At 65.1% G+C, this 23,199-nt stretch carries 21 protein-coding genes; 12 read left to right on the top strand and 9 right to left on the bottom strand.

The features are described 5' to 3' along the window. The first annotated feature begins 134 nt into the window (after positions 1-134). Genes glmU through ACK4FJ_RS00635 form a run of 7 tightly spaced genes read left to right on the top strand, consistent with a single transcriptional unit; the run spans position 135 to position 7,978 of the window. Complete coding sequence (glmU, locus tag ACK4FJ_RS00665; protein ID WP_409762470.1) at positions 135-1,499, top strand: bifunctional UDP-N-acetylglucosamine diphosphorylase/glucosamine-1-phosphate N-acetyltransferase GlmU; 1,365 nt, start codon at positions 135-137, stop codon at positions 1,497-1,499. 11 nt (positions 1,500-1,510) lie between these two features. Then, on the top strand, positions 1,511-3,337 hold the full coding sequence (glmS, locus tag ACK4FJ_RS00660; protein ID WP_409762467.1) for a glutamine--fructose-6-phosphate transaminase (isomerizing): 1,827 nt from the start codon (positions 1,511-1,513) through the stop codon (positions 3,335-3,337). Beyond that, positions 3,334-4,023, top strand: coding sequence for a hypothetical protein (locus ACK4FJ_RS00655; protein ID WP_409762464.1), 690 nt, complete (start codon positions 3,334-3,336; stop codon positions 4,021-4,023). The genes glmS and ACK4FJ_RS00655 overlap by 4 nt, the downstream gene beginning before the upstream one ends. A 10-nt stretch (positions 4,024-4,033) precedes the next feature. Beyond that, positions 4,034-4,639 (top strand): tyrosine phosphatase family protein, encoded by a 606-nt coding sequence (locus tag ACK4FJ_RS00650; protein ID WP_409762460.1) that lies wholly within the window; start codon positions 4,034-4,036, stop codon positions 4,637-4,639. After that, on the top strand, positions 4,626-5,981 hold the full coding sequence (gor, locus tag ACK4FJ_RS00645) for a glutathione-disulfide reductase (RefSeq protein WP_409762457.1): 1,356 nt from the start codon (positions 4,626-4,628) through the stop codon (positions 5,979-5,981). The genes ACK4FJ_RS00650 and gor overlap by 14 nt, the downstream gene beginning before the upstream one ends. Continuing rightward, positions 5,981-6,508 (top strand): bifunctional adenosylcobinamide kinase/adenosylcobinamide-phosphate guanylyltransferase, encoded by a 528-nt coding sequence (gene cobU, locus ACK4FJ_RS00640; protein ID WP_409762454.1) that lies wholly within the window; start codon positions 5,981-5,983, stop codon positions 6,506-6,508. The genes gor and cobU overlap by 1 nt, the downstream gene beginning before the upstream one ends. Before the next feature lie 12 nt (positions 6,509-6,520). Then, the gene (locus ACK4FJ_RS00635) at positions 6,521-7,978 is read left to right on the top strand and encodes a cobyric acid synthase (RefSeq protein ID WP_409762451.1); all 1,458 of its coding nucleotides are present in this window, start codon (positions 6,521-6,523) and stop codon (positions 7,976-7,978) included. Here the strand turns inward: ACK4FJ_RS00635 and cbiB are convergent. Next, positions 7,962-8,972 (bottom strand): adenosylcobinamide-phosphate synthase CbiB, encoded by a 1,011-nt coding sequence (gene cbiB / locus ACK4FJ_RS00630; RefSeq protein WP_409762448.1) that lies wholly within the window; start codon positions 8,970-8,972, stop codon positions 7,962-7,964. The genes ACK4FJ_RS00635 and cbiB overlap by 17 nt on opposite strands. Between cbiB and cobD the strand changes: the two genes are divergently transcribed. Beyond that, positions 8,953-9,999 (top strand): threonine-phosphate decarboxylase CobD, encoded by a 1,047-nt coding sequence (gene cobD, locus ACK4FJ_RS00625; protein ID WP_409762445.1) that lies wholly within the window; start codon positions 8,953-8,955, stop codon positions 9,997-9,999. The two genes, cbiB and cobD, sit on opposite strands and share 20 nt — an antisense overlap. Before the next feature lie 11 nt (positions 10,000-10,010). Here cobD and ACK4FJ_RS00620 read toward each other — a convergent pair whose 3' ends face one another. Then, complete coding sequence (locus tag ACK4FJ_RS00620; protein ID WP_409762442.1) at positions 10,011-10,901, bottom strand: AraC family transcriptional regulator N-terminal domain-containing protein; 891 nt, start codon at positions 10,899-10,901, stop codon at positions 10,011-10,013. 140 nt (positions 10,902-11,041) lie between these two features. On the opposite strand from ACK4FJ_RS00620, the gene ACK4FJ_RS00615 reads away from it, so the two are divergent. Beyond that, positions 11,042-11,797, top strand: coding sequence for an SDR family oxidoreductase (locus tag ACK4FJ_RS00615; RefSeq protein WP_409762439.1), 756 nt, complete (start codon positions 11,042-11,044; stop codon positions 11,795-11,797). A 70-nt stretch (positions 11,798-11,867) separates the two neighbouring features. Here ACK4FJ_RS00615 and ACK4FJ_RS00610 read toward each other — a convergent pair whose 3' ends face one another. Genes ACK4FJ_RS00610 through ACK4FJ_RS00595 form a run of 4 tightly spaced genes read right to left on the bottom strand, consistent with a single transcriptional unit; the run spans position 11,868 to position 15,708 of the window. Continuing rightward, entirely contained in the window at positions 11,868-12,656 is a 789-nt protein-coding gene (locus ACK4FJ_RS00610) for an ABC transporter permease (protein ID WP_409762436.1), read from the bottom strand. After that, entirely contained in the window at positions 12,653-13,516 is an 864-nt protein-coding gene (locus ACK4FJ_RS00605) for an ABC transporter permease (protein ID WP_409762433.1), read from the bottom strand. Before ACK4FJ_RS00605 ends, ACK4FJ_RS00610 begins: the two co-directional genes overlap by 4 nt. Before the next feature lies 1 nt (position 13,517). Further along, on the bottom strand, positions 13,518-14,594 hold the full coding sequence (locus tag ACK4FJ_RS00600; RefSeq protein WP_409762430.1) for an ABC transporter ATP-binding protein: 1,077 nt from the start codon (positions 14,592-14,594) through the stop codon (positions 13,518-13,520). A 4-nt stretch (positions 14,595-14,598) separates the two neighbouring features. Then, positions 14,599-15,708, bottom strand: a complete 1,110-nt coding sequence (locus ACK4FJ_RS00595) for a polyamine ABC transporter substrate-binding protein (protein ID WP_409762427.1) — start codon at positions 15,706-15,708, stop codon at positions 14,599-14,601. Positions 15,709-15,954: 246 nt separating this feature from the next. On the opposite strand from ACK4FJ_RS00595, the gene ACK4FJ_RS00590 reads away from it, so the two are divergent. Continuing rightward, entirely contained in the window at positions 15,955-17,016 is a 1,062-nt protein-coding gene (locus tag ACK4FJ_RS00590; protein WP_409762424.1) for a glycosyltransferase family 4 protein, read from the top strand. Between the two features lie 418 nt (positions 17,017-17,434). Here the strand turns inward: ACK4FJ_RS00590 and ACK4FJ_RS00585 are convergent, their stop codons facing one another. Continuing rightward, positions 17,435-18,151: a hypothetical protein gene (locus ACK4FJ_RS00585; RefSeq protein ID WP_409762421.1), complete on the bottom strand. Its 717-nt coding sequence runs from the start codon at positions 18,149-18,151 to the stop codon at positions 17,435-17,437. A 47-nt stretch (positions 18,152-18,198) separates the two neighbouring features. After that, complete coding sequence (locus tag ACK4FJ_RS00580; protein WP_409762419.1) at positions 18,199-19,920, bottom strand: IlvD/Edd family dehydratase; 1,722 nt, start codon at positions 19,918-19,920, stop codon at positions 18,199-18,201. Positions 19,921-20,094: 174 nt separating this feature from the next. Between ACK4FJ_RS00580 and ACK4FJ_RS00575 the strand changes: the two genes are divergently transcribed. Further along, positions 20,095-21,033 carry a 2-hydroxyacid dehydrogenase gene (locus ACK4FJ_RS00575; protein ID WP_409762416.1) on the top strand — a complete coding sequence of 313 codons (939 nt, stop codon included), beginning with the start codon at positions 20,095-20,097 and terminating at the stop codon, positions 21,031-21,033. 3 nt (positions 21,034-21,036) lie between these two features. Here the strand turns inward: ACK4FJ_RS00575 and ACK4FJ_RS00570 are convergent, their stop codons facing one another. Then, on the bottom strand, positions 21,037-21,915 hold the full coding sequence (locus tag ACK4FJ_RS00570) for a transglycosylase SLT domain-containing protein (protein ID WP_409762413.1): 879 nt from the start codon (positions 21,913-21,915) through the stop codon (positions 21,037-21,039). A 106-nt stretch (positions 21,916-22,021) separates the two neighbouring features. On the opposite strand from ACK4FJ_RS00570, the gene ACK4FJ_RS00565 reads away from it, so the two are divergent. Beyond that, complete coding sequence (locus ACK4FJ_RS00565) at positions 22,022-23,173, top strand: hypothetical protein (protein WP_409762410.1); 1,152 nt, start codon at positions 22,022-22,024, stop codon at positions 23,171-23,173. Positions 23,174-23,199 lie beyond the last annotated feature (26 nt).

The following is a 23,199-nucleotide window of genomic DNA, read 5'->3' as shown; positions in this document are numbered from 1 at the left end:
AAACAGACGGAAAGAGCATTTGATTTCCGTTGCCCCGGGCGGCTATGACACAGTCCCGCCGCGCCGAATGCGGCGAATCGCGTTTTTGTACACGGAACAGGGTGATGGCGAAACGGCCCCCGGTAAAACGGAAAATGGCAAAGCGAAAGACGACGGGACGGAGTGTGGCCGTCGTGGTGCTGGCGGCTGGCCAGGGCACGCGGATGAAGTCACGCCTGCCCAAGGTTCTGCATCCGGTGGCCGGCCGCGCGATGCTGCATCACGTGCTGGATGCGGCGGCCAGCCTGAAGCCCGAGCGCGTCATCGTCGTCACCGGCAAGGACCAGGCCGCCGTGGTGGATGCCGCCAGGCCGGCCCGCACGGTGGTGCAGCATCCGCCCCAGGGCACCGGCCATGCGGTGATGGCGGCCCTGCCGGCGCTGAAGGGTTTCAGTGGCGATGTGCTGGTGGTGTTCGGCGACACGCCGCTGCTGACGGCCGATTTGCTGAAAGGCCTGGTGGCGGCCCGCCGCCAGAAAAGCGATCCGGCCGCCGTGATCGTCGGCTTCCGGCCGGCCGATCCTGCCGCCTATGGCCGGCTGATTGTCGATGCGAGGGGGCAGCTGCAGAAGATCGTCGAATACAAGAATGCCTCGGCCGAGGAGCGCGCCGTGCGGCTGTGCAATGGCGGCCTGATGGCGCTGGACGGCGCGCGGCTGTCGGCCCTGCTGAAGAAGCTGAGCAACAAAAACGCCCAGGGCGAATACCTGCTGACCGATGTGGTCGAGCATGCCAGCGCGCAGGGCTGGACCTGCCGCGTGGTGGAGGCCGATCCGGTCGAGGTGATGGGCATCAATACGCGCGCCGAGCTGAGCGTGGCCGAAGCCGCGATGCAGCAGCGCCTGCGCGCCGCCGCCATGGCGAACGGCGTGACCATGACGGCGCCCGAGACGGTATACCTGCGCAGCGACACAAAACTCGGCCGCGATGTGGTGATTGAACCCTTCGTGGTGTTCGGCCCCGGCGTGACTGTGGCCGACGACGTGACGATCCGCAGCCACAGCCATATCGAAGGTGCCAGCATCGCATCGGGTGCCACCATCGGGCCGTTCGCCCGCCTGCGGCCCGGCGCCCGGATCGACGAACAGGCCCATATCGGCAATTTCGTCGAGGTCAAGAATGCCCGCGTGGAGAAGGGCGCCAAGGTCAACCACCTGACCTATATCGGCGATGCCCGCGTCGGCGCGCAGGCCAATGTCGGCGCCGGCACCATCACCTGCAATTACGACGGTTTCGAGAAACACCATACCGATATCGGCGCGGGGGCTTTCATCGGTTCGAATTCGGCGCTGGTGGCGCCGGTGAAGATCGGCGACGGCGCCATGGTGGCGGCCGGCAGCGTGGTGACGCGCGACGTGCCGGCTGATGCCCTGACCGTGGCGCGCGGCCGCCAGGACGACAAGCCGGGCTTCGCGGCGAAATTCCGCGCCATGAAGGCGGCGCGTAAGAAAAAGAAATAGGAGCAGGGCGTATGTGCGGAATTGTCGGCGTCGTCGGTACGCGGGATGTCGTGCCATTGCTGATCGACGGCCTGAAAAGGCTGGAATATCGCGGTTATGATTCCGCCGGCGTCGCCACGCTGAGCGGCAAGGGGATCATCGAACGGCGTCGTGCCGAGGGCAAGATCGTCAACCTGGAAGGCCGGTTGGGCGAACAGCCATTGCAGGGCATGATCGGCATTGCCCATACCCGCTGGGCCACCCATGGCGCGCCGAATGAATCCAATGCCCATCCCCATGCCACCGAACGCGTCGCCCTGGTGCATAACGGCATCATCGAGAATTACCGCGAGCTGGCCGAGGAACTGATCGCCAAGGGACAGAGCTTCCAGAGCCAGACCGATACCGAAGTCGCCATGCGGCTGATCGACCAGTATCTGGCCGAGGGTAACGATCCCGAGGCGGCCGTGAAGGCGGCATTGGGTCGCCTGCGCGGTGCTTTCGCGCTGGGCATCCTGTTCCACGGCAAGGACGACCTGCTGATCGGCGCCCGTCGCGGCGCGCCGCTGGCGGTCGGGTTTGGCAATGGCGAGATGTATCTCGGTTCCGATGCGCTGGCGCTGGCGCCGCTGACCGACAAGATCGCCTATCTGGAAGAGGGCGACTGGGTGGTGTTGAGCCGTGGATCGGCGCGCTTCTTCGATGCCGACAACAACCCGGTCGACCGTGCCGTGCGGCCCACCGCGATCAGCGGCGCGATGATCGGCAAGGGCAATTATCGCCACTACATGCAGAAGGAAATCTACGAGCAGCCGGCGGTGATGGGCGATACCATCAACACCGTGGTCAGCCCGACCGACCGCTGGGTGCACCTGCCCGATCTGGGGCTCGACCTGGCGCAGGTTTCCCGCATCACCATCGTGGCCTGCGGCACATCGTATTATTCCGGCCTGGTGGCGAAATACTGGCTGGAGCGCTACGCCCGCATCAATGTCGAGGTGGATGTCGCCTCGGAATTCCGTTACCGCGAGGCGCCGGTCGACCCGAAGGGTCTGGCCATCTTCATCTCCCAATCCGGCGAGACGGCCGACACGCTCGCCGCGCTGCGTTACGTGAAGCAGAATGGCGGGCGTACGCTGACCATTGTGAACGTGCCGGAAAGCAGTATGGCGCGGGAGGCCGACGGCGTGCTGCCGACCAAGGCCGGGCCCGAGATCGGTGTGGCCTCGACCAAGGCCTTCACCTGTCAGCTGGTCACGCTGGCCGCCTTCAGCCTTGCCATCGCCCATGCGCGCAAGTCGCTGAGCCAGGATGATGCCGCTCGGCTGATGGCGGCGCTGATCGAGGTGCCGGCGCGGGCCGCCGAGGTGCTCAATCACGACGACGACCTGCAGGCCCTGGCCGAGAAGATCATGGATGCGCGCGACGTGCTGTATATCGGCCGCGGCGCCTGCTTCCCGCTGGCGCTGGAAGGCGCGCTCAAACTGAAGGAAATCTCCTATATCCATGCCGAAGGTTACGCCGCCGGCGAGTTGAAGCATGGCCCGATCGCCCTGATCGACGAGCAGGTGCCGGTGATCGTGATCGCGCCGAGCGACAGCCTGTTCGAGAAGACCATCTCGAACATGCAGGAAGTGATGGCGCGCGGCGGCAAGGTGATCTTCATGTCGGACAAGGCCGGCTTCAGGCATATCGACGAACGCACTTTCGCCACCGTGGAACTGCCCGAGGTCGAGCCTTTCGTGGCGCCGATCCTTTACGCCATTCCGGTGCAGCTGCTGGCCTATCACGTCGCCGTGCTGAAGGGCACCGATGTGGACCAGCCGCGCAACCTAGCGAAATCGGTTACGGTTGAATGAGGGCAGCGCTTCGAAACATCGTTGGCTGGGCCGCCGTGGTGGCGCTCGTCATGGCGACGCCAATAAATGCAAAGCCTGCCAGCGATCCGGAGCGAGCGGATTTAGTTGAGTGGTTGGCTGGTTACGTAGCGGCAAAGCCTGGACTGTCTACAAATCAGCTGGTTGGGGAACGGAAGTTCCAGCAGTTACTTGACGGGGCGGTACCGAACCCGATGCCGCTTTATCTCGGCACATCGCAGCATGAGGAGATGCTGCGACATCACATTGGGATACTATTAGGAGCCCCCCCAAACCCGGTCCGTATGGTCGATAAACGCTATATCGTCGCGAGCGCGTGTCGACCGCATTTCTGCCCTGAGAAGGGTTTTGTCTGGGTGGATACGGATGTCGGTCATCTGGTCATTGTGATTCGTCATTTCCTGTATCAGGATCAGCGCCGGCTGGTTTATCAAGACCCGCGGCGAGCATTGGACAATGGCGATCTGATGATCGCCTCAAAGGACTACGCTGATCTGAACGATTTGCCGGAGGCTTTCTATCAAAGCCTGGCGGCATGGCTTGAAGCCGAGAGAAACTCAACGCCGGGCTACAATATAAAGCCACTCGTTATCCGATTTTCCGGCAGTCAAGATATAATAACTGTTGTTACCGATGCGTATCACCGCATTATGAAGAAGTACAACTGAAAGGGATGCTATGAGTGTCGTCGCGCGTGGCCTGCTGCCGTTCCGCCTCAGCATCTGCGGCGTGGCGGAGCTGCATCAGTTTGCCGGCGACGTGACGCATATTCTCGGCATTCTCGACCCCGGCACGCCGCAGCCCGATGGTTACGCCCATCATCCGGCGGCCCGGCGCAACGAATTCCGCTTCTACGATATCGTGACGCCGAGCGAAGGCCGCGATCTGCCGGGCGAGCGGGATGTCGCCGCCATCCTGGAAGTGGGTGACCGCCTGGCGGCCGATCGCGTCGATCACCTGCTGGTGCATTGCTTCGCCGGCGTGTCGCGCTCCACGGCGGCGGCCGTCAGCCTGATGGCGCAGCGCAATCCTGGCCGCGAGGCGGATATTTTCGCCACGCTGGCCGAAATCCGGCCGCAGACCTGGCCCAATACCGTCATGATCCGTCATGCCGACCGCATGCTGGGCCTGGGCGGCGCGCTTGTCGAAGCCCTGCGGCTGCACCACATTGCCACAGCCCATCGTTATCCCGAGGTTCGGACCTTGATCTCCAGCGTCGGTCGTGGGCATGAATTGCCTGCGGAATATGCTGTGGAAGGATCCGGCCCTCATGAGCCAGTATGATTTCGACCTCTTTGTGATCGGCGGCGGCTCCGGCGGCGTGCGCGCCGGGCGGATCGCGGCCGGCCATGGCGCCCGTGTCGCGGTGGCCGAGGAATACCGCTATGGCGGCACCTGCGTGATCCGCGGCTGCGTGCCCAAGAAACTGCTGGTCTACGGCTCGGAATTCTCCCATGCCTTCGAGGACGCGGCCGGCTTCGGCTGGAGTGTGGGCGAAAGCCGCTTCGACTGGCCGGCGATGATCGCCGCCAAGGACAAGGAAATCGGCCGGCTGGAGAAAATCTACCGCGGCCTGTTCGAGAATGCCGGCGCCAAGACCTTCGACGGCCGCGCCACACTGAAAGACGCCCATACCGTTCTGATCAACGACAAGCCCGTCACGGCCGGCACGATCCTGATCGCCACGGGCGGCCATCCGGTGAAGCCGGCCATCCCCGGCGCCGAGCTGATGATCACCTCCAACGAGGCGTTTCATCTGAAGGAGATGCCGAAGCGGATCATCGTGATCGGCGGTGGTTACATCGCCTGCGAGTTCGCCGGCATCTTCAATGGCTTCGGCGCGAAGGTGACGCAGCTTTATCGCGGCGAGCAGATCCTGCGCGGCTTCGATCACGATATCCGCAACCACCTGGCCGGCGAGTTGGTTAAAAGCGGCATCGACCTGAAACTGAAAACCGACGTCACCAAGATCGAGAAGGTGGCCGGCGGCCTGCTGGCGCACCTCACCGATGGCAGCACGATGGAAGTCGATGCCGTGATGGCCGCCACCGGCCGCAAGCCCAACACCGATGGCTTGGGCCTGGACGCCGTGGGTGTGAAGACCGATGCCGATGGCGCGGTGGTGGTGGATGCCTATTCGCGCTCCAGCGTGGAAAACATCTACGCCGTGGGCGATGTGACCAACCGCATCAACCTGACACCGGTGGCGATCCGCGAGGGCCATGCCTTCGCCGATACCGTGTTCGGCAACAAACCGCGCAAGGCCGACCATAACGACGTGCCGGCCGCCGTGTTCAGCCAGCCCAGCGTCGGCACCGTGGGCCTGAGCGAGGAGGATGCGCGCAAGACCTATGGCGAGGTGGATGTCTATCGCACCACCTTCCGACCGATGCGCGCCACCGTCTCGGGTCGCGAGGAACGCATCCTGATGAAGCTGGTGGTGGATGCGAAGTCTGATCGCGTGGTCGGCGCCCACATGGTGGGGCCGGAGGCCGGCGAGATCATCCAGGGCATCGCCATCGCCATCAAGGCCAAGGCCACCAAGACCGATTTCGATGCCACCGTGGGCATCCATCCGACGGCAGCTGAGGAATTCGTCACCCTGCGCGAGAAGGTGAAGGCATAATGTCGTCTGCGCGTGCCGATGCGAAGATCACCCTGATCCTCGGCGGCGCGCGGTCGGGCAAGTCGCGCCTGGCCGAAGACCTGGCGCAGAAGCGCAACGGCAAGCTGGTCTATATCGCCACGGCGGAAGCCTGGGACGACGAGATGCGCACCCGCATCGCCGAACACAAGGCTCGGCGCGGCGACCGCTGGCACGATATCGAGGCGCCGATTGCCATCGCCGAGGTGCTGCGGGCCCTTCCGGCCGATACCGGCGCGGTGCTGGTCGATTGCCTGACGTTGTGGCTGTCCAACCTTATGCATGCCAACCGCGACATCGCGGCGGAAACCGCCGGCCTGCTGACCGCGCTCGATGCCGTGCGGTTCCCCGTGCTGCTGGTCTCCAACGAGGTCGGGCTGGGTATCGTGCCGGACAACAAACTCGCCCGTGACTTCCGCGACCATCAGGGCCGCCTGAACCAGGCCGTCGCGGCGCGGGCCGACCATGCCGTGTTCATGGCGGCGGGCCTGCCGCTGGTGCTGAAGTGACGGGTTTCTGAAATGACCGCGCGCTGCCTGATGTTCCAGGGCACCGGCTCGGATGTCGGCAAGTCGGTGCTCTGCGCCGGCGTGATCCGGGCGCTGGTGAGGCGCGGCCACAGCGTGCGGCCGTTCAAGCCGCAGAACATGTCGAACAATGCCGCCGTCACCGCCGATGGCGGCGAGATCGGCCGTGCCCAGGCCCTGCAGGCGCGTGCCGCCGGCGTGGCGCCCAGCGTGCACATGAATCCCGTGCTGCTGAAACCGCAGGGCGACCGCACCAGCCAGATCGTGGTGCAGGGCCGCATCCATGGCAGCACCGATGCGCGCGGCTATCTGGCGAAGAAGGCCGAGCTGTGGCCCTTCGTTGCCGAGAGCTTCGACAGGTTGAAGCAGGATGCCGATTTCGTGGTGGTGGAAGGCGCCGGTTCGCCGGCCGAGGTGAACCTGCGCGCCAACGACATCGCCAATATGGGTTTCGCCACCCGTGCCGGTGTTCCGGTCGTGTTGGTGGGCGATATCGACCGGGGCGGCGTGATCGCCTCGCTGGTCGGCACGGCGGCTTTGCTGGAGCCGGACGAGGCGGCGCAGATTGTCGGCTTCCTGATCAACAAGTTTCGCGGCGATGTCAGCCTGTTCGACGATGGCCTGCGGATCATCAGCCAGCGCACCGGCTGGCGCAGTTTTGGCGTGCTGCCGCATCTGTCCGAGGTGGCGCGCCTTCCGGCCGAGGACAGCGTGGCGCTGGACGGTGCCACGGCCACGGATGGCGGCATCGTCATCGCCGTACCGCGTCTGGCCCATATCGCCAATTTCGACGATTTCGACCCGCTGCGGCAGCAGTCCGGGGTGAAGCTGGTTTTTGTGCCGGCCGGCCAACCGCTGCCGGCCGATGCCGCGCTGGTGATCCTGCCGGGTTCCAAGGCCACCATCGCCGACCTGAAATTCCTGCGCCAGCAGGGCTGGGACGTGGATATGGCCGGCCATCTGCGGCGCGGCGGACGTGTACTCGGTATCTGCGGCGGTTACCAGATGCTAGGGCGTGCGGTGAGCGATCCGCAAGGCATCGAAGGGAAGCCGGAAACCGTAGAAGGGCTTGGCCTGCTGGATGTCGAGACCGAGCTGACCGGCAATAAGGCGCTGCACGAGGCGGAAGGCTTCGAGCGTTTCACCGGCGAGGCCGTGCGCGGTTACGAGATGCATGTGGGCCGCACCACCGGCCCCGATGCGGAACGGCCCCTGCTGCGGCTGGACAACCGACATGACGGTGCCGTCTCGGCCGATGGCAGCGTGGCCGGGTGTTACCTGCATGGCCTGTTTGCATCCGATGCCTTTCGCGCAGCCTATCTGACGCTGCTGGGCGGGCGCGACGTGGCGCCGGGCAATTACGAGGCCGGCGTGGACAGCGCGCTGGATGCCCTGGCCGCCGCCATCGAGCTACATCTGGATGTCGATGCGCTGATCAGCGCAGCGCGATAGCCGCCAGCACGGCCGCAGCGAACAGCAACAGGCAGGCGACGACAAACAGCCGTAATGCGCGGCGGATGTCGGCCGCATTGGCGTTTTCGCTGCCATGCCCCATCCAGTGATCCTCGACCCAGCGCTCGCCATAGCGGCGCGGCCCGGCCAGCTTCAGGTCAAGCGCGCCGGCCATGGCGGCCTCAGGCCAGCCGGCATTGGGGGATTTGTGCTGGCCGGCGTCGCGCTCAACGGCGGCGAAGGCGTCGGCGGGCGAAGCCTTGGGCGTAAGCAGCGCGGCCAGGATCAGCAGCAGGGCGGAAAGCCGCGAGGCCGGCAGGTTGAGCAGGTCGTCGAACCGCGCCGCCGCCCAGCCGAAGGCGCGGTATTTGTCGTTCCTGTGGCCGATCATGCTGTCGGCCGTGTTGGCGGCCTTGTAGAGCACGATGCCGGGCAGGCCGAGCAGGGCCAGCCAGACGGCCGGCGCCACCACGCCGTCGGAAAAATTCTCGGCCAGACTTTCGATGGCGGCGCGGCTGACGCCGGCTTCATCCAGGCTTTCAGGATCGCGGCCGACGATCATCGCCACGGCCCTGCGGCCGCCGGCCAGGCCATCCAGTTCCAGTCCACGCGCCACGGCGGCGACATGGTCGTACAGACTGCGTTGGGCGATCAGGCTGGCGGCCAGCAGGCCTTCGATCAGCCAGCCCCAGGGCAGGGCGCGCAGGAATGCGCTGATCACGGCGGCCGTGCCAATGCAGATGCCCAGCAGGATCAGCAGGGCAATGATACCGGCCATCTGCCGCTGCCAGACACGCCAGGCCGGGCGGTTGAGGCTGCGGTCGAGCAGGCCGATCAGTGCGCCGATCCACACTACCGGATGGCGGATGGCGCGATAGAGCGCATCCGGCCAGCCGAAAGCGGCATCGAGCCCGAGCGCGATGACGAGGAGCCAGAGGTTGATCGTTGCCGAGTACACCGTAAGATCGCCGCCGATGAAAGAGAACACCACCATGGGCGAGGCTTTGCCATCCCGTCAACCTGCCCCCGGAGATATGCCGCCGGTTCATGGCGGCGATCTCAGTGCGTTGAAAACCATGCCGGGTGCCTATGCCGGCGACTGGCTGGACCTCAGCACGGGCATCAATCCGTTTGCCTATCCGCTGCCGCCGCTATTGGCCGACGACTGGACGCGACTGCCGTCCGCTGCCGCCTTGGACGATCTGCTGGCGGCGGCGCGCAAGGCCTATGGCTGCACGGTCGAGGCCGGCATCGTCGCACTGCCCGGCACGCAGGCGGCGATCCAGGTATTGCCGCGCCTGTTCAAACCGGCGCGGGTGACGATCCTCGGCCCCACCTATGCCGAACATGCCTATGCCTGGGGTCTGCTGGGGCATAGCGTGACCGAGCTTGAGGGACTGCCCGGCAATCTGGCGGATACCGACATCTTGGTCGTGGTGAATCCCAACAATCCCGATGGCCGCGTGGTTGAGCCCGAGATACTGCGGCACTGGCGGCAGGCGCTGGCGGCGAAGGGCGGCGTGCTGGTGATCGATGAGGCCTTTGCCGACGTGACGCCGGAAGCAAGCCTTGCCAAGGAAGCTGGCACCGAGGGGCTGATCGTCCTGCGCTCGTTCGGCAAGTTCTTTGGCCTGGCCGGCCTGCGGCTGGGTTTTGTGCTGGCACAGCCGGCGATGGCAGAGGCACTGCGTGCATCGCTGGGGCCATGGGCGGTGAGTGGCCCGGCGCTGACGATTGGCGCTGCGGCGCTGAACGACGCAGCCTGGCAGGCCGCCATGCGGAATGAGTTGCGCGCCCGCGCCGAACGCTTCGATCTTGGCCTGCGTGCGCGCGGCATCCCTGTGCTGGGCGGTACCAGCCTGTATCGCCTGGCCGAGATACCCGACGCGGCGAAGCTGGCGGCGGCGCTGAGGCAACAGGGCGTGCATGTGCGCATCTTCAAGCACCAGCCGCACTGGATGCGGTTTGGCCTGCCTGCCGACGAAACGGAATTCTGGCGGCGTTTCGACGCCGCGCTTTAGGGTTTCTCGCTCTAGGCGACCGAGCGTAGCCTCGCCTTTGCGGCTTCTATGTCCCGCACGGGCGGCAGGCCGAACAGCCGGCCATATTCGCGGGTGAACTGCGATACGCTCTCATAGCCGACAGCGAAGGCGGCGTTGCTCGCGCTCAAACCCTCCGACAGCATCAGCCGACGGGCCTCGATCATGCGCAGCTGCTTCTGGAACTGCAGCGGCGACAGCGAAGTGACGGCGCGGAAGTGCTGGTGGAAGGATGACGGGCTCATCCCGGCCACGGCCGCCAGACGTTCGACCGGCACGCGCTGGGCGAACTCGGCCCTCAGCACGGCCACCGCCCGCGCCACGCGCTGGACATGGCCGTCCGGCCAGCCCAGACGCCGGATCGCCGATCCGTGCCGCCCGGTCAACAGCCAGTAATGCATTTCGCGCAGCAGCTGCGCCTGCAGCACCGGCACGGATGACGGGCGGTCCAGCAGACGCATCAACCGCAACGCAGCGTCGGCGACTTCGGTATCGGTGGGATCGACCCGCACGGGGGCAGGGTCGGCCACATGCGCCGCTTTCATCTCCACCGCCAGCTCGGCGATGACAGGCAGGTCAAGGTCCAGCACGAGCGAATAATAGGGCGCGCCGGCACTGGCGCGCGTGATCTGGCTCACGGTCGGCACGTCGGCGGTGACCAGCAGAGAATCGCCGGCGGTGAAGGCGAAGCCCTGCATGCCCATGGTGACATGCTTGCTGCCCTGTAGGACGAGACAGACCATCGGCCGCGAGATCGCATAAACCAGGTCGCTGGGCATGGTCGCGCGCACGAGGAACAGGCCGGGGATCGGCGTCTGCGCGATGCCGTTCGCATCGGCATGGGCGTCGGCATAGCGGCGGGCCGTGTTCAGCAGCATGGTCATGCCGACAGCCTAGCGGGTCGCTGCCGTCGACGCACGAGGTTTTGGAGGATTAGGCAAGGAACGCCGAGCATCCGGCAACAAAGGGCGGTTTTCCAGGGAGATATTCAGGGTGTCACGACACCCCAGCCCAGGAGCCCGACATGAGCAAGATCACCTTGATTACTGGCGCCAGCCGCGGCCTCGGCCGCAACGCCGCCCTCAGCATCGCCCGCCGGGGCGGCGACGTCATCCTGACCTACCAGAGCCGCAGCGCCGATGCGGAGGCCGTGGTGGCGGAGATTCAGGCCATGGGTCGCAAGGCGGTCGCTTTCCAACTCGACAGCGGCGACATGACCGCCTTTGCACCCTTCGCCGAGCGGCTGCGGGCGGCCCTGCGGGACATCTGGGGGCGCGAGACTTTCGACCATCTGGTGAACAATGCCGGCCATGGCGACTATGCGCTGATCGGCGAGACCACCGAGGCGCAGTTCGATGGTCTGGTTAACGTCCACTTCAAGGGCGTCTACTTCCTGACGCAGACGCTGCTGCCGCTGATCGCCGATGGCGGCCGCATCGTCAACCTGTCATCGGGCCTGACCCGGATATCCTATCCCGGCTACGCCGCCTATGCGGCAGTGAAGGGGGCTATCGAAGTGCTGAGCGTATATCTGGCCAAGGAGCTGGGCTCGCGCGGCATCGCGGTCAACACGGTGGCGCCGGGCGCCATCGAGACCGACTTCGGTGGCGGCGCGGTGCGCGACAATGCGGAAATCAACAAGGCCTTCGCCGACATGACCGCGCTTGGCCGCGTGGGCCTGCCGGATGACATCGGCCCGATGATCGCCAACCTGCTGTCGGAGGACAACCGCTGGATCAATGCCCAGCGGATCGAGGTCTCCGGTGGCCAGGTCATCTGACCGGGACGAACAGGCGGGCGGGTGCTGGCGGAGACGGCTCTGCCAGCGCCTGCGTCGTACCTGCCCGTGCTCAGCGGCTGGCGACCAGCGTACGCTTGTGCAGCAGGCTGGCGACGATGACGCAGAGGCTGACCAGCGCCAGCATGATGGTCGAGATCGCGTTGATCTCGGGTGAGACGCCCAACCGCACGGCGCTGTAGACCCGCACGGGCAGGGTGGTCGCACCGGGGCCGTTGACGAAGGAGGCGATCACCACGTCGTCGAGCGACAGCGTGAAGGCCAGCAGCCAGCTTGCCACCAGGGCCGGCAGCAGGCTGGGCACCGTCACCAGCAGGAAGGCCGAGACCGGGCCGGCGCCGAGGTCGCGCGCGGCGGCTTCCAGGTTGGGATCGAGGCTGACGAGTTTCGACTGGATGATCACCAGCGCAAAGGCCGTGCCGAAGGTGGCATGGGCCAGCGCCACGGTGAGCAGGCCACGTTCCAGGTCGAGGGCGACGAACAGCATCAAAGCAGAGACGCCGAGGATCACCTCGGGCAGCACCATCGGCGCCAGCATCAGGCCGCCGAAAAGCTGCCGGCCGGGGAAACGGCCAAGCCGGGTGAGCGCCAGCGCGCCGAGCGTGCCGAGCAGGGTTGCCAGCGTGGCGGCGGCGACGGCGATCTGCAGGGAATGCAGCGCGGCTTCCAGATAGGCTGGATTGGAGAACAGCACGCCATACCAGTGCAGCGAAAAGCCGCCCCAGACCGTGACCAGCTTGGAGGCGTTGAAGGAAAAGATCACCACCAGCAGGATCGGCAGGTAGAGGAAGGCCAGCCCGAAGGCCAAAGCCGCGAGGTTGATGCCGCTGAACCGCCTCATCGCGTGCGGCCCCCCAGTTCCAGCCGCTGCAGCCACAAGGCCGGCCCGAGCAGCAGCAGGGTGAGCAGAACGGCCAGCGCGCTGGCCATGGTCCAGTCGCGGTTGGAGAAGAATTCGCTCCACAGGGTCTGGCCCAGCATGATGGTGGCCGAACCGCCGAGCAGGTCGGGGATCACGAATTCGCCGACCATGGGGATGAACACCATCAGGCCGGCGGCGATCAGGCCGGGCCGCGCCAGGGGCAGGGTGACCAGCCAGAAGGCCTGCAGCGGCGAGGCGCCGAGATCGACGGCAGCCTCGGTGAGTTTCGGCGACTGGCCCACCAGGCTGGCATAGATCGGCAGGATGGCAAACGGCAGGTAGGAATAGGTCATGCCCAAAGCCACGCCGAAACCGGTGTTGATCATCACCAGCGGCTCGTCGATCAGGCCGAGCCAGATCAGTGCGGCATTGATCAGGCCTTCGGGTTTCAGCAGCGCGATCCAGGCATAGACGCGGATCAGGAAGGAGGTCCAGAAGGGCAGGATGATCAGCACCAGCAGAAAGGGCTGCCAGCGCGGCGCCGCGCGCTCCACCGCGCGGGCGATGGCGAGGCCTAGCGCGAGGCAACAGATCGTGCCGATGCCGGCATAGAGCAGGCTGTTGCCCAGCGCGCGCAGATACAGCGCGTCCGCCATCAGCAGGGCGTAGTTGCCGAAGTGGATTCTCAGCGCGCCGTCGGCAAATAGCGGCGTATAGGGCGGCTGCGCCATCTGCGGTTCGGCGAAACTGATCTTCAGCACCATCAGCAGCGGCACGGCCACCAGCAGCGCGGTCCACAGGGCCGGCAGGGCGATCAGGACAAAGCCGCGTCGGGTCATCTCAGTCGGCCAGCGGAATCACGGCGGCCGCTTCCCATTGCAGCCAGACGGTCTGGTCCAGCTCCAGCAGCGGCTCGTGGATGGCGTTGAGCTGCGAGGCCTTGAGGATGCGGCCATCGGCCAGCTTCGCCGCGATGGTGGTCATGTCGCCGATATACTCGATATCGGTGACCACACCCGAGGCCGTGTTGGGCGCGGCGGGCAGGGGTTCGCGCGAAATCTCGATCTGCTCCAGCCGCAGGCCGAGCAACTGCCGGCCGCCGGCCGCGCGCGGCGTGGCATCGGCGGGAAAACGCAGGTCTAGGCTGCCGGCCTTGGCAACAACGAGGTCGCCGCTTTCGGCCTGCACCTCGGCGTCGAACAGGTTGATGTCGCACATCAGGCTAGCGACGAAACGATCCACCGGGCGATCATAGATGCGGCGCGGATGATCCACCTGGCGCAGGCGGCCGGCCTGCATCACGGCGATGCGGTCGGCCAGCGCCATGGCTTCGTCGTTGTCGTGGGTCACAAACACGAAGGCGATGCCGGTCTGGCGGTTGAGCCGGCGCAGTTCGGCCTGGGTCTGCTGGCGCAGGCGCTTGTCGAGCGCGCCGAGCGGTTCATCCAGCAGCAGCAGGCGCGGCCGTTTCACCAGCGCGCGGGCCAGCGCAACACGCTGCTGCTGGCCGCCGGAAAGCTGATCAGGTTTGCGGCCGGCGAAGCCGGCGATCTCGAGCATCGCCATGGCCTCATCCACGCGCGTGGTGATTTCAGGCGAAGGCAGGCCCTCGCGGCGCAGGCCGAAGGCGATGTTGTCGCGCACCGAAAGATGCGGGAACAAGGCATAGGACTGGAACATCATGTTCACCGGCCGGCGATAGGCGGGCAGGGATGTGATGTCCTGCCCATCCAGCAGGATGCGGCCGCCATCGGGCAGTTCCAGGCCGGCGATCATGCGCAGCAGGGTGGACTTGCCGCAGCCCGAAGGGCCGAGCAGGACCAGGATTTCCCCGGCCTCGACATTCAGGTCGATGGCATCGACCGCCGTTTCGCCACCGTATTGCTTGGCGACGCCGCGCAGCTCCAGCAGCGCCATGATCTCAGTTGCCGCCCTTCACGCGGGTCCAGGCGCGGGTCAGCAGGCGCTGTTCGCTCTGGTTGAAGGGCTGCACGGTATACAGCGTCTTGATGATCTCGGCGGTGGGGAACACGTCCTTGTCTGCCATCGCCTCCTTGTCGACGAAGGGCAGCGAGGCCGGGACGGCATTGGGATACTGCACGGCATTGGTGATTTTCGCGATCACCTTGGGCTGCAGGATGTAGTTGATGAAGGCATGGGCGTTGTCGGCATTCGGCGCATCGGCGGGAATCGCCATCACGTCGAACCATTGCTGCGCGCCTTCCTTGGGCAGCAGGTATTGCACGCGCACGCCCTTCTTGGCTTCCTCGGCGCGGGTGCGGGCCTGCAGGATATCGCCCGAGAAACCATAGGCCAGGCAGGCATCGCCATTGGCCAGATCGTTGATGTACTGCGAGGAGTGGAATTTGCGGATATAGGGCCGCACCTTCATCAGCACGGCCTCGGCCTTGCCGATGCTGTCGGCATCCTTGGCGTTGGGATCGAGGCCGAGATATTTCAGCGCCGCCGTCATCAGCTCGTCGGGCGCATCCAGCACCACCACCCCGCAATCGGCGAATTTCGACACCACCGCCGGATCGAACAGCATGCGCAGGGAATTGGCCGGCGGGTTGGGCATGCGCTGCTTGATCTTGTCGGGGTTCAGGCCAATGCCGCTTGTGCCCCACAGATAGATGGCGGCGTGTCTGTTCTCCGGGTCGAACTTCGCCAGACGCTGCATCAGCTCGGGGTCGAGATTCTTCAGGTTGGGGATCTTGGCCTTGTCGAGCGGCCGCAGCAGTTTGGCCTGCACCTGGCGCGCCATGTAGTATTGCGTCGGCACCACGATGTCGTAGCCGGTCTTGCCGGCCAGCAGCTTGGATTCCAGCGTGTCGTTGGAATCGTAGACGTCGTAGCGCACGCGGATGCCGGTCTCGGCCTCGAAATCCTTCAGCACCTGCGGATCGATGTAATCCGACCAGTTGTAGATGTTCACCACCTTGTCCTGGGCCCGGACGGCCGGGCCGAAGGCGGCGACCGCCAGGGCGAGGGCGGCGGCGGCAAGGATGGCGAAAGGACGGCTGTGGCGCATGGTCGGCTCCCCGTGGATGGCCGAATTATGACAAGGCCGGCCGGTCGCAGCAATGCCGGATGCCGCAGCTCAGCAGGCCTCCAGAGCGAAACGGCGCGACGGCGCAGCCCTGTGGATTGTCACGCGGGTGTCACGACTGTCTCCGACTTATCCCCAGGCTTTCATCGCCCTGTCATCGAATCGTGATGGGATCGGGAATCGGTGAATCACGGCTGGTCGGCCCGGATAAAAAAGCGAGATCAATCCATGCGCATTCTGATCGTTTCCGATGCATGGCACCCGCAGGTGAACGGCGTGGTGCGGACCCTGACCAAGACCCGCGAGGTGCTGGAGCGCCGCGGCCATGTGGTGGAGGTAATCGGGCCGGAGCAGTTCCGCCGCGTGCCATGCCCCACTTACCCCGAGATCGAGCTTTCGATCCTGCCCTATCGCCGGCTGGTGAAACTGATCGAGGCCTTCAACCCGGATGCGATCCACATCGCCACCGAGGGGCCGCTGGGCATGGCGGCGCGCAAATACTGCAAGCGCAACGGCCTGATCTTCACCACCGCCTATCACACCAAATTCCCCGAATATATTCACGAGCGCACGAAGCTGCCGCTGAAATGGAGCTATGCCTTCATGCGCTGGTTCCATGGCGGCTCGGCCGGCGTGATGGTGGCGACCGACAGCCTGGCCAAGAGCCTGTCGGACTGGGGCTTCAGGAACCTGAAGACCTGGTCGCGCGGCGTGGACATCGAACGCTTCAAGCCGCGCCCGAAAGACATCCTCGATCTGCCGCGGCCGATCTATCTCTATGCCGGCCGCGTGGTGGTGGACAAGAACATCGAGGCCTTCCTGCAGCTCAAGCTCGACGGCACCAAGCTGGTGGTGGGCATCGGCCCCGACCTGGAAGGCTATCGCGCCAAATACCCCGAGGCCGTGTTCGCCGGCTATCTGGAGAACGGCCACCTGGCCAGCTATTTCGCCGCCGCCGACGTGTTCGTCTTCCCCAGCCTGACCGACACTTTCGGCCTGGTGCTGCTGGAGGCTTTGGCCTCGGGCGTGCCGGTGGCGGCCTATCCGGTGACCGGGCCCATCGACATCGTGGGGCCGCACCCGGAGGTGGGCGCCCTGCACGAGGACCTGGCGGTGGCGATCAAAAAAGCGCTGGGCAAATCGCCCGAAGCGTGCCGCGCGCTGGCTTTGCAGTATTCCTGGGATGCCTGCACCGACCAGTTCCTGAACAACCTCGTGCCGCTGGCCAAGGCGAAACCTGAGCCGGCGGCCATGGCCCAGGGCGGCAAGGCATCGGCGGCGGCGGAATAGCCGACAAGCTGCTGATAAAGCTGGGCCGGTCTGCGCGACACGGCCCGGCGAAGGCGGTGGCGTGACGGCCAGGGCGGTGTTCCGGGCCGGCCAGACCCTCGCCAATTATCGACAATAATCGACAATTATCGCCAATGATTGCCAATTCCGGCCAATCCCGCGCCGGAAGCGGCGGCCTGTTGGGGCCGGTTGGCGACCAGTTCGGGCCAGTTGATGGCCGGTTCGATGCCAGTTCGATCCAGTTGGATACCCGTTCGATCCCGTTCAGGGCCAGTTCGATCCCGTTCGCGCCGGGGCCTGAAAATGCAAAATGCCGGCTGGCGGGCCGGCACGGACATGCTGATTCACGATGGGCAAGAGCGATGAGAATTAAGTAGGGCGGCGAAGGGCCGGTTCAAGGTTCGCCGTAAGAAGTAATCTATTCATCTAAAATTACTTCTGTTGGCATTTTCCTTGGGGTTGGATTGCTCCGCCGAATATTTTTGTAGTATTTCGCTTCATGTCTTGAAGCTATTCGAGCTTCACTAGCATCCAATTTAATTAGAATATGAAAAACAGGCATCGCGATATCTTTGAAGGTTATGCCAATTTTTACAGCGCAATCACGCCCGGCGGCTTCATAAAATTTTCCATGTTCATCTGGACCAATTACTAATGTTTCTTGATCACGGATCCGTGCAATGCGAGCGAAGTTAAAATAACGCCAATCATTCGGATCAATCGTAAATCTGGATGGTCCTCCATCCAGTGGTGTCAAAACCTTTTGCATCTCGATAAGCATGCTTCCGTCTAATGTACGTTGATTGCGAACTTTGACGCAGCAATTCTCTATGCTTCGACTGGATGCATTTTTCAGCGAAAGTTGGAGATTATTCTCAAGCCATTGAACATTATGTTTAAAGACAGGCTGTTTTTCTAATTCGTAAGCATAAGCTTTTGAAAGGCAGTGCCACGCAATAATAAATGAAAGAGCGGCGAACCCGATTAGAGTTAGATGCGTCCAGTGGAATGTTGCGCCACCAAGGTATGGACTTAGTATCGCCGCTAACTGTGGCAGACCAAATGCTATTGCCTGCCCGACGCGTTGAGCGAGGCTCCTTTCGGTCCAAATTATCCTTATAATGAACTTCCACATGCAAGGTGGATGTTAGTCACTCATCATAGCGACAACAATTATTTTCGCTATCGTACCCATTCCCTGATCCCCGGCACCGCGAAATCGAAGTCGCAGCCGCTATCCGCCTGGGTCACGCTGTCGAAATAGAGTTTCTCGTAGCCGCGCCGGCCTGTGCCCGTTGGCAGGGGCGGCAATGCCGCGCGGCGCTGGGCCAGTTCGGCCTCATCCACCAGCAGGTCGATGCGGCGGCCGGCAGTATCCAGCCGGATGCGGTCGCCGGTCTGCACCAGGGCGAGCGGGCCTCCCGCTGCGGATTCCGGCGCGATATGCAGCACGATGGTGCCATAGGCCGTGCCGCTCATGCGCGCATCGGAAATGCGCACCATGTCCTTCACGCCCTGTAACGCCAGTTTCTTGGGGATCGGGATATAGCCGGCCTCGGGCATGCCGGGTGCGCCTTTCGGCCCGGCATTGCGCAGCACCAGAATGTCATCAGGTTTCACGTCGAGGTCGGGTGAGTCCAGCCGTGCCGCCAGATCGGGCAGGCCGTCGAACACCACGGCGCGGCCTTCATGCTGCAACAGGCTCTGTGTGGCGGCGGCCTGCTTGATGATGGCGCCGTCGGGCGCGAGGTTGCCGCGCAAAACGGCCATCGCGCCGTTGGCATAGACGGGATTCCCAAGCGGCCGGATCACGTCCTGCTTCCACGATTGCGGCGCGGCGTCGATATTCTCGCCCAGCGTTTTGCCCGTGACCGTGAGGCAGGCGCGGTCGATCAGCGGACCCAGCTCGCGCAGGATCGGCGTCAGGCCGCCGGCCTTGTAGAGGTCTTCCATGTAATGCTGGCCGGTGGGCTTGAGATCGACCAGCACCGGCGTCTCGCGGCCGAGTTTGTCGAAGCCTTCAAGGTCGATGCCAATGCCCAGCCGCCCCGCCATGGCGGTGAGATGGATCAGCGCATTGGTGCTGCCGCCCACGGCGAGCAGAACACGCAGCGCATTCCTGAACGCGGCCGGCGTCATGATTTTGTCGGGCGTCAGGCCCTCGGCCGCCATCGATACGGCGCGCGCTCCGGTCTGCTCGGCCAGGCGGCGGCGTTCGGCATGCACGGCCGGCACGGCCGCGCCGCCGGGCAGCATCATGCCCATGGCTTCCACCGTCAGGGCCATGGTGCTGGCCGTACCCATCACGCCGCAGGTGCCGATGGTGGGGGCAAGTTCGGCATTCACCTCGTTGATCTCGGCGTCGGTCATCTCGCCGGCGCGATAGCGCGCCCAGAAGCGGCGGCAATCGGTGCAGGCGCCCAGCTTTTCGCCGCGCCATGACCCTGCAAGCATGGGACCCGTTACAAGCATAATGGCCGGCACGTTGGCGCTGGCCGCGCCCATCAGAAGCGCCGGCACGGTCTTGTCGCAGCCGCCGAGCAGGATCACGGCATCCATCGGCTGGGCGCGGATCATCTCTTCCGCGTCCATGGCCATCAGGTTGCGCAGATACATGCTGGTGGGATTGGCGAAGCTTTCCTGGATCGAGATCACGGGGAAGGGCACGGGGATGCCGCCGGCCAGCATCACGCCGCGCGAGGCCGCCTCGATCAGCTCGGGCACGTTGCGGTGGCAGGCATTGTAGCCGGACGCCGTATCAACGATGCCGATGATCGGGCGCGAGAGGGCCTCGTCGGTATAACCCAGCGCCTTGATGAAGGCCTTGCGCAGGAAAACGGAAAAACCGGCATCGCCGTAATTGGCGAGGTTGCGCTGCATGCCTTTGGGCGAGGGCTTCGACATTCTGAACTCCTGTGGGGCGGGCAGGATCGGAACAACACGCACCGCCTGTCAATCTCTCGCGGGCCGAATGTCCAGGGCGGATTGGTCCATCTGGTTCGCCGCGCCTGCGACTTGCGGGAAACCCGGCCCTGCCGCTAGGTTTGCCACTGATATATCAGTTAGAGGGAGGAGACCATGGCCGTCGAGATCGTGCAGACCACCGCCATGCCGCCGGCGATCCAGCAGGTGCTGGACCGGGAATTCAAGGTGCATCGCCTGTGGGAGGCGGCCGACCGCGACGCGCTGGTGAAGCAGGTGGCGCCCAATGTGCGCGGCATGGTCACCTCGGGCGGCGTCGGCGCCAATCGTGCGCTGATCGAGGCCTTGCCCAAGCTGGAGATGATTTCCAGTTTCGGCGTGGGCTACGACTCCATCGATATCGGCTGCGCCAAGGAGCGCGGCGTGACGGTGACCAACACGCCCGACGTGCTGACCGACGACGTGGCCGACACCGCCATGGCGCTGCTGCTGGGCATGATGCGCCGCATTCCGCAGGGCGACCAGTTCGTACGCCAGGGCCGCTGGCCGAAGGACAAATTCCCGCTCACCGACAAACTCGGCGGCAAGAAGATGGGCGTGCTGGGGCTGGGCCGCATCGGCCAGGCCATCGCGCGCCGCGCCGAACCCTTCAATGTCGAGATCAGCTATTTCGGCCCGCGCAAAAAGGCCGACATTGCCTGGCGCTATTACGACAACCTGGTGGCGATGGCGAAGGATGTCGACATCCTGATGGTCGCCTGCCCGGGCGGCAAGGAAACCGAAGGGCTGGTGAACCAGGCGGTGATCGACGCGCTGGGGCCGAAGGGCTATGTGGTCAACATCGCGCGCGGCTCGGTGGTGGTGGAGCCGGCGCTGGTGCAGGCGCTGGTGGACGGCAAGCTGGCCGGGGCGGGGCTGGACGTGTTCGCCGACGAGCCGAACGTGCCCGAGGCGCTGTGGAAACTCGACAGCGTGACGCTGGCGCCCCATGTCGGCTCGGCCACCCATGCCACGCGGCAGGCGATGGGCGATCTGGTGCTGAAGAATATCCTGGCGTTCTTCGCCGGCCAGCCGGTGTTGACGAAAGTGGTGTAATACTTACCAGCTGCTGTCGGTATCGCTGCTGCGGCCGAAGGCGTTGGCCCGGCCCAGCATCATCTTGTGCAGCATTTCCATCGCCATCATCTTCACGCTGGCATCGGTGAGGCGGCGCTGCTCGTCGAGCTGGCTCTGAACCGATGACCGGCCGGCGCCGCCGCTGCGCGCGATGGCGGCGGCATCGTCCAGCGGCACGGCTTCAAGGCCGGTGGCCTTGCTGTTCAGCTTGTCCTTGAAGAAGGCGTAGATGTCGCCCAGCGACCGCGCCTTGCCTTCCGAGGTGTAGAACACGCCCTGGTTGGCGGCGGCGGCCTCGGGCAGCAGGCTGGCGGCGTTCTGTGCCGGATTATCCTTCAGGGCGGCAAGGAATTTCGTGGCGCCGTTCGCGCCGAGGAAATGGCCGAGATAGAGGTCGACCTTCTGCGCATCGACGCCGAATTCGCGGGCGAGGATCTGCTGGTTGCTGCGCGCGTATTCGGCGGCCATGGCGGCGGCGATGCGCGGATCGTCGCGCAGGGCCAGGATGGATTTGCGTGCCTCGGTATCGGCCACGCGCGGGCGGCCGTCGCCGCCGGCGCTGATCTGGGCGGCCTGTTCGGCCAGGCCGTATTTGGCACCATGATCGCGCACCATCTCCAGCCAGGTGCTTTCGATGAACTGGAACAGGCCGCGCGCCGAACTGGTCTTCGCCTGGGCATCGGGGCGGAAGCCGCTCTCCTGCCCGGCCTGGGCGACCAGATAGGCGAAGTCGACGCCCGTGCGGCTGCTGGCCTGCTTCAGCGTGCTGAGCAGCTCGTAGCTCACCTGGTGGCCGCCGACGCGGTAGCTGTCGGCGCGGGCGGCATTGAGGGCGGCGGAGAAGGGCGGCAGCGGGGCCATGGGTCCGGAAACCTGTTTTGATCCCGTCCTGCTTATAGGAGTCGGGGCAAAGATTCCGTTAACATCTGGGTAACGGATATTCTATTGTCGCCTCAGTATCTTAAGGGTGGCAATCGGGGCAGGCGGGGAAGCGGTGGTGGAGCGTATCGCCCAGATTCTGGCGGCAACGGGAGTCGACTGGCCGGCCGATGGCCCGTGGCTGGCCGTGCTGCTGGTGCTGGTGAGCGGCATTGGCGTGCCGGCGGGGCTCTATGCGCTGTTCGACCGCTGGGCGGCGCGGCGGCTGGGCATCGACACCGTGGCGCTGGCCACGCGCTATGGCGGCTTCATGAATTCCTGGGCGGTGTTCGGCCGCCATGCCAGCGAATACCGCGACCTGCATCCGCTGTTCCCCGAGGCGCTGGCCGCCGAACTGGCGCGCTTCCACGACGGCACCGCCTGCATCGCGGCGCGCTTCCGCTCGGCGCGCGCAGCGGAACAGGCGGCCGAATTGCGTTTCGCCAATTTCGCTTCCGCCGGCGTCGAATATGCCGATGCAGGCATGTCGTTCCAGACCGGCGGAGAGAAGAAGGGGTATGCGCGTGGCCAGTGGCTGGTGATCGGCGATACGCTGTTCGCCTTCTACGGCCCGCATAGCGACGCGCTGGTCCAGCGCCGCCGCGCCACGCCGGCTTTGCGCGCGCGGCGTTTCCCCGGTCCGCTGCGCCTGCTGCATGGCCGCACCGGCCATGGCGTGGTCGTGGCCTTGTGGCTGGCGCTGCATCTGGCGGTGGCGGGGATGTGGCTGGAACAGGCCGCCTTCCGGGGCGGCAAAACCGCGCCGGTGGAACTGGCCGACCTGCGCGAGCGGCTGGAAGACCTGAACTCGGCCGACCTGCGCATCGAGGCGATGTACGATCCGCGGAGCGGCCGGCTGCTGCTGGCCGGCCATACCGCCGATCTGCGCCGGCAGGACCTCGATCGGCTGGCCGGACGCGACTGGATCACCGGACTCGATCTCGCGTTCGATTCCGAACGCAGCGTCGTCAATGTCTTGCCGGTGGTGGGCCGGCCCGATGCCGCGAGCGAACTGGGCCAGGCGCCGTCGCCGCCGGAACGCTGGCGCGGCAACACGCTGCTGATCGAGGAGAACGACGCGCTGATCGCGGCGGTGCGCCATGCCGTGACGGAAGCCGGCTGGGACTGGCAGCCGCGTTTGTGGCCGCAACTGTGGCCGGGCCTGATTCCGGAGTGGGCATGGCCTGATCCGAAAGGCTGACCTATAGTCGGCGCATCAGGATACGG

The organism is Ferrovibrio sp., from assembly GCF_046297595.1.
In the GTDB taxonomy this organism is placed as follows: Bacteria; Pseudomonadota; Alphaproteobacteria; order Ferrovibrionales; family Ferrovibrionaceae; genus Ferrovibrio.
The sequence above is the reverse complement of the archived record's forward strand: the minus strand, read 5'-3'. Positions and strand labels throughout refer to the sequence as shown.

What these genes read in the sequence shown, in the direction of transcription:
- ACK4FJ_RS00655 (WP_409762464.1), top strand. Translation starts at nt 3,334, where the DNA reads ATGAGGGCAGCGCTTCGAAACATCGTTGGCTGGGCCGCCGTGGTGGCG.
- ACK4FJ_RS00580 (WP_409762419.1), bottom strand. Translation starts at nt 19,920, where the DNA reads ATGTCGAAGCCCTCGCCCAAAGGCATGCAGCGCAACCTCGCCAATTAC.
- ACK4FJ_RS00575 (WP_409762416.1), top strand. Translation starts at nt 20,095, where the DNA reads ATGGCCGTCGAGATCGTGCAGACCACCGCCATGCCGCCGGCGATCCAG.
- cobU (WP_409762454.1), top strand. Translation starts at nt 5,981, where the DNA reads ATGTCGTCTGCGCGTGCCGATGCGAAGATCACCCTGATCCTCGGCGGC.
- gor (WP_409762457.1), top strand. Translation starts at nt 4,626, where the DNA reads ATGAGCCAGTATGATTTCGACCTCTTTGTGATCGGCGGCGGCTCCGGC.
- ACK4FJ_RS00570 (WP_409762413.1), bottom strand. Translation starts at nt 21,915, where the DNA reads ATGGCCCCGCTGCCGCCCTTCTCCGCCGCCCTCAATGCCGCCCGCGCC.
- ACK4FJ_RS00590 (WP_409762424.1), top strand. Translation starts at nt 15,955, where the DNA reads ATGCGCATTCTGATCGTTTCCGATGCATGGCACCCGCAGGTGAACGGC.
- glmU (WP_409762470.1), top strand. Translation starts at nt 135, where the DNA reads ATGGCAAAGCGAAAGACGACGGGACGGAGTGTGGCCGTCGTGGTGCTG.
- ACK4FJ_RS00620 (WP_409762442.1), bottom strand. Translation starts at nt 10,901, where the DNA reads ATGACCATGCTGCTGAACACGGCCCGCCGCTATGCCGACGCCCATGCC.
- ACK4FJ_RS00615 (WP_409762439.1), top strand. Translation starts at nt 11,042, where the DNA reads ATGAGCAAGATCACCTTGATTACTGGCGCCAGCCGCGGCCTCGGCCGC.
- glmS (WP_409762467.1), top strand. Translation starts at nt 1,511, where the DNA reads ATGTGCGGAATTGTCGGCGTCGTCGGTACGCGGGATGTCGTGCCATTG.
- ACK4FJ_RS00605 (WP_409762433.1), bottom strand. Translation starts at nt 13,516, where the DNA reads ATGACCCGACGCGGCTTTGTCCTGATCGCCCTGCCGGCCCTGTGGACC.
- cobD (WP_409762445.1), top strand. Translation starts at nt 8,953, where the DNA reads ATGAAAGAGAACACCACCATGGGCGAGGCTTTGCCATCCCGTCAACCT.
- ACK4FJ_RS00600 (WP_409762430.1), bottom strand. Translation starts at nt 14,594, where the DNA reads ATGGCGCTGCTGGAGCTGCGCGGCGTCGCCAAGCAATACGGTGGCGAA.
- ACK4FJ_RS00595 (WP_409762427.1), bottom strand. Translation starts at nt 15,708, where the DNA reads ATGCGCCACAGCCGTCCTTTCGCCATCCTTGCCGCCGCCGCCCTCGCC.
- ACK4FJ_RS00610 (WP_409762436.1), bottom strand. Translation starts at nt 12,656, where the DNA reads ATGAGGCGGTTCAGCGGCATCAACCTCGCGGCTTTGGCCTTCGGGCTG.
- ACK4FJ_RS00635 (WP_409762451.1), top strand. Translation starts at nt 6,521, where the DNA reads ATGACCGCGCGCTGCCTGATGTTCCAGGGCACCGGCTCGGATGTCGGC.
- ACK4FJ_RS00650 (WP_409762460.1), top strand. Translation starts at nt 4,034, where the DNA reads ATGAGTGTCGTCGCGCGTGGCCTGCTGCCGTTCCGCCTCAGCATCTGC.
- ACK4FJ_RS00585 (WP_409762421.1), bottom strand. Translation starts at nt 18,151, where the DNA reads ATGTGGAAGTTCATTATAAGGATAATTTGGACCGAAAGGAGCCTCGCT.
- cbiB (WP_409762448.1), bottom strand. Translation starts at nt 8,972, where the DNA reads ATGGTGGTGTTCTCTTTCATCGGCGGCGATCTTACGGTGTACTCGGCA.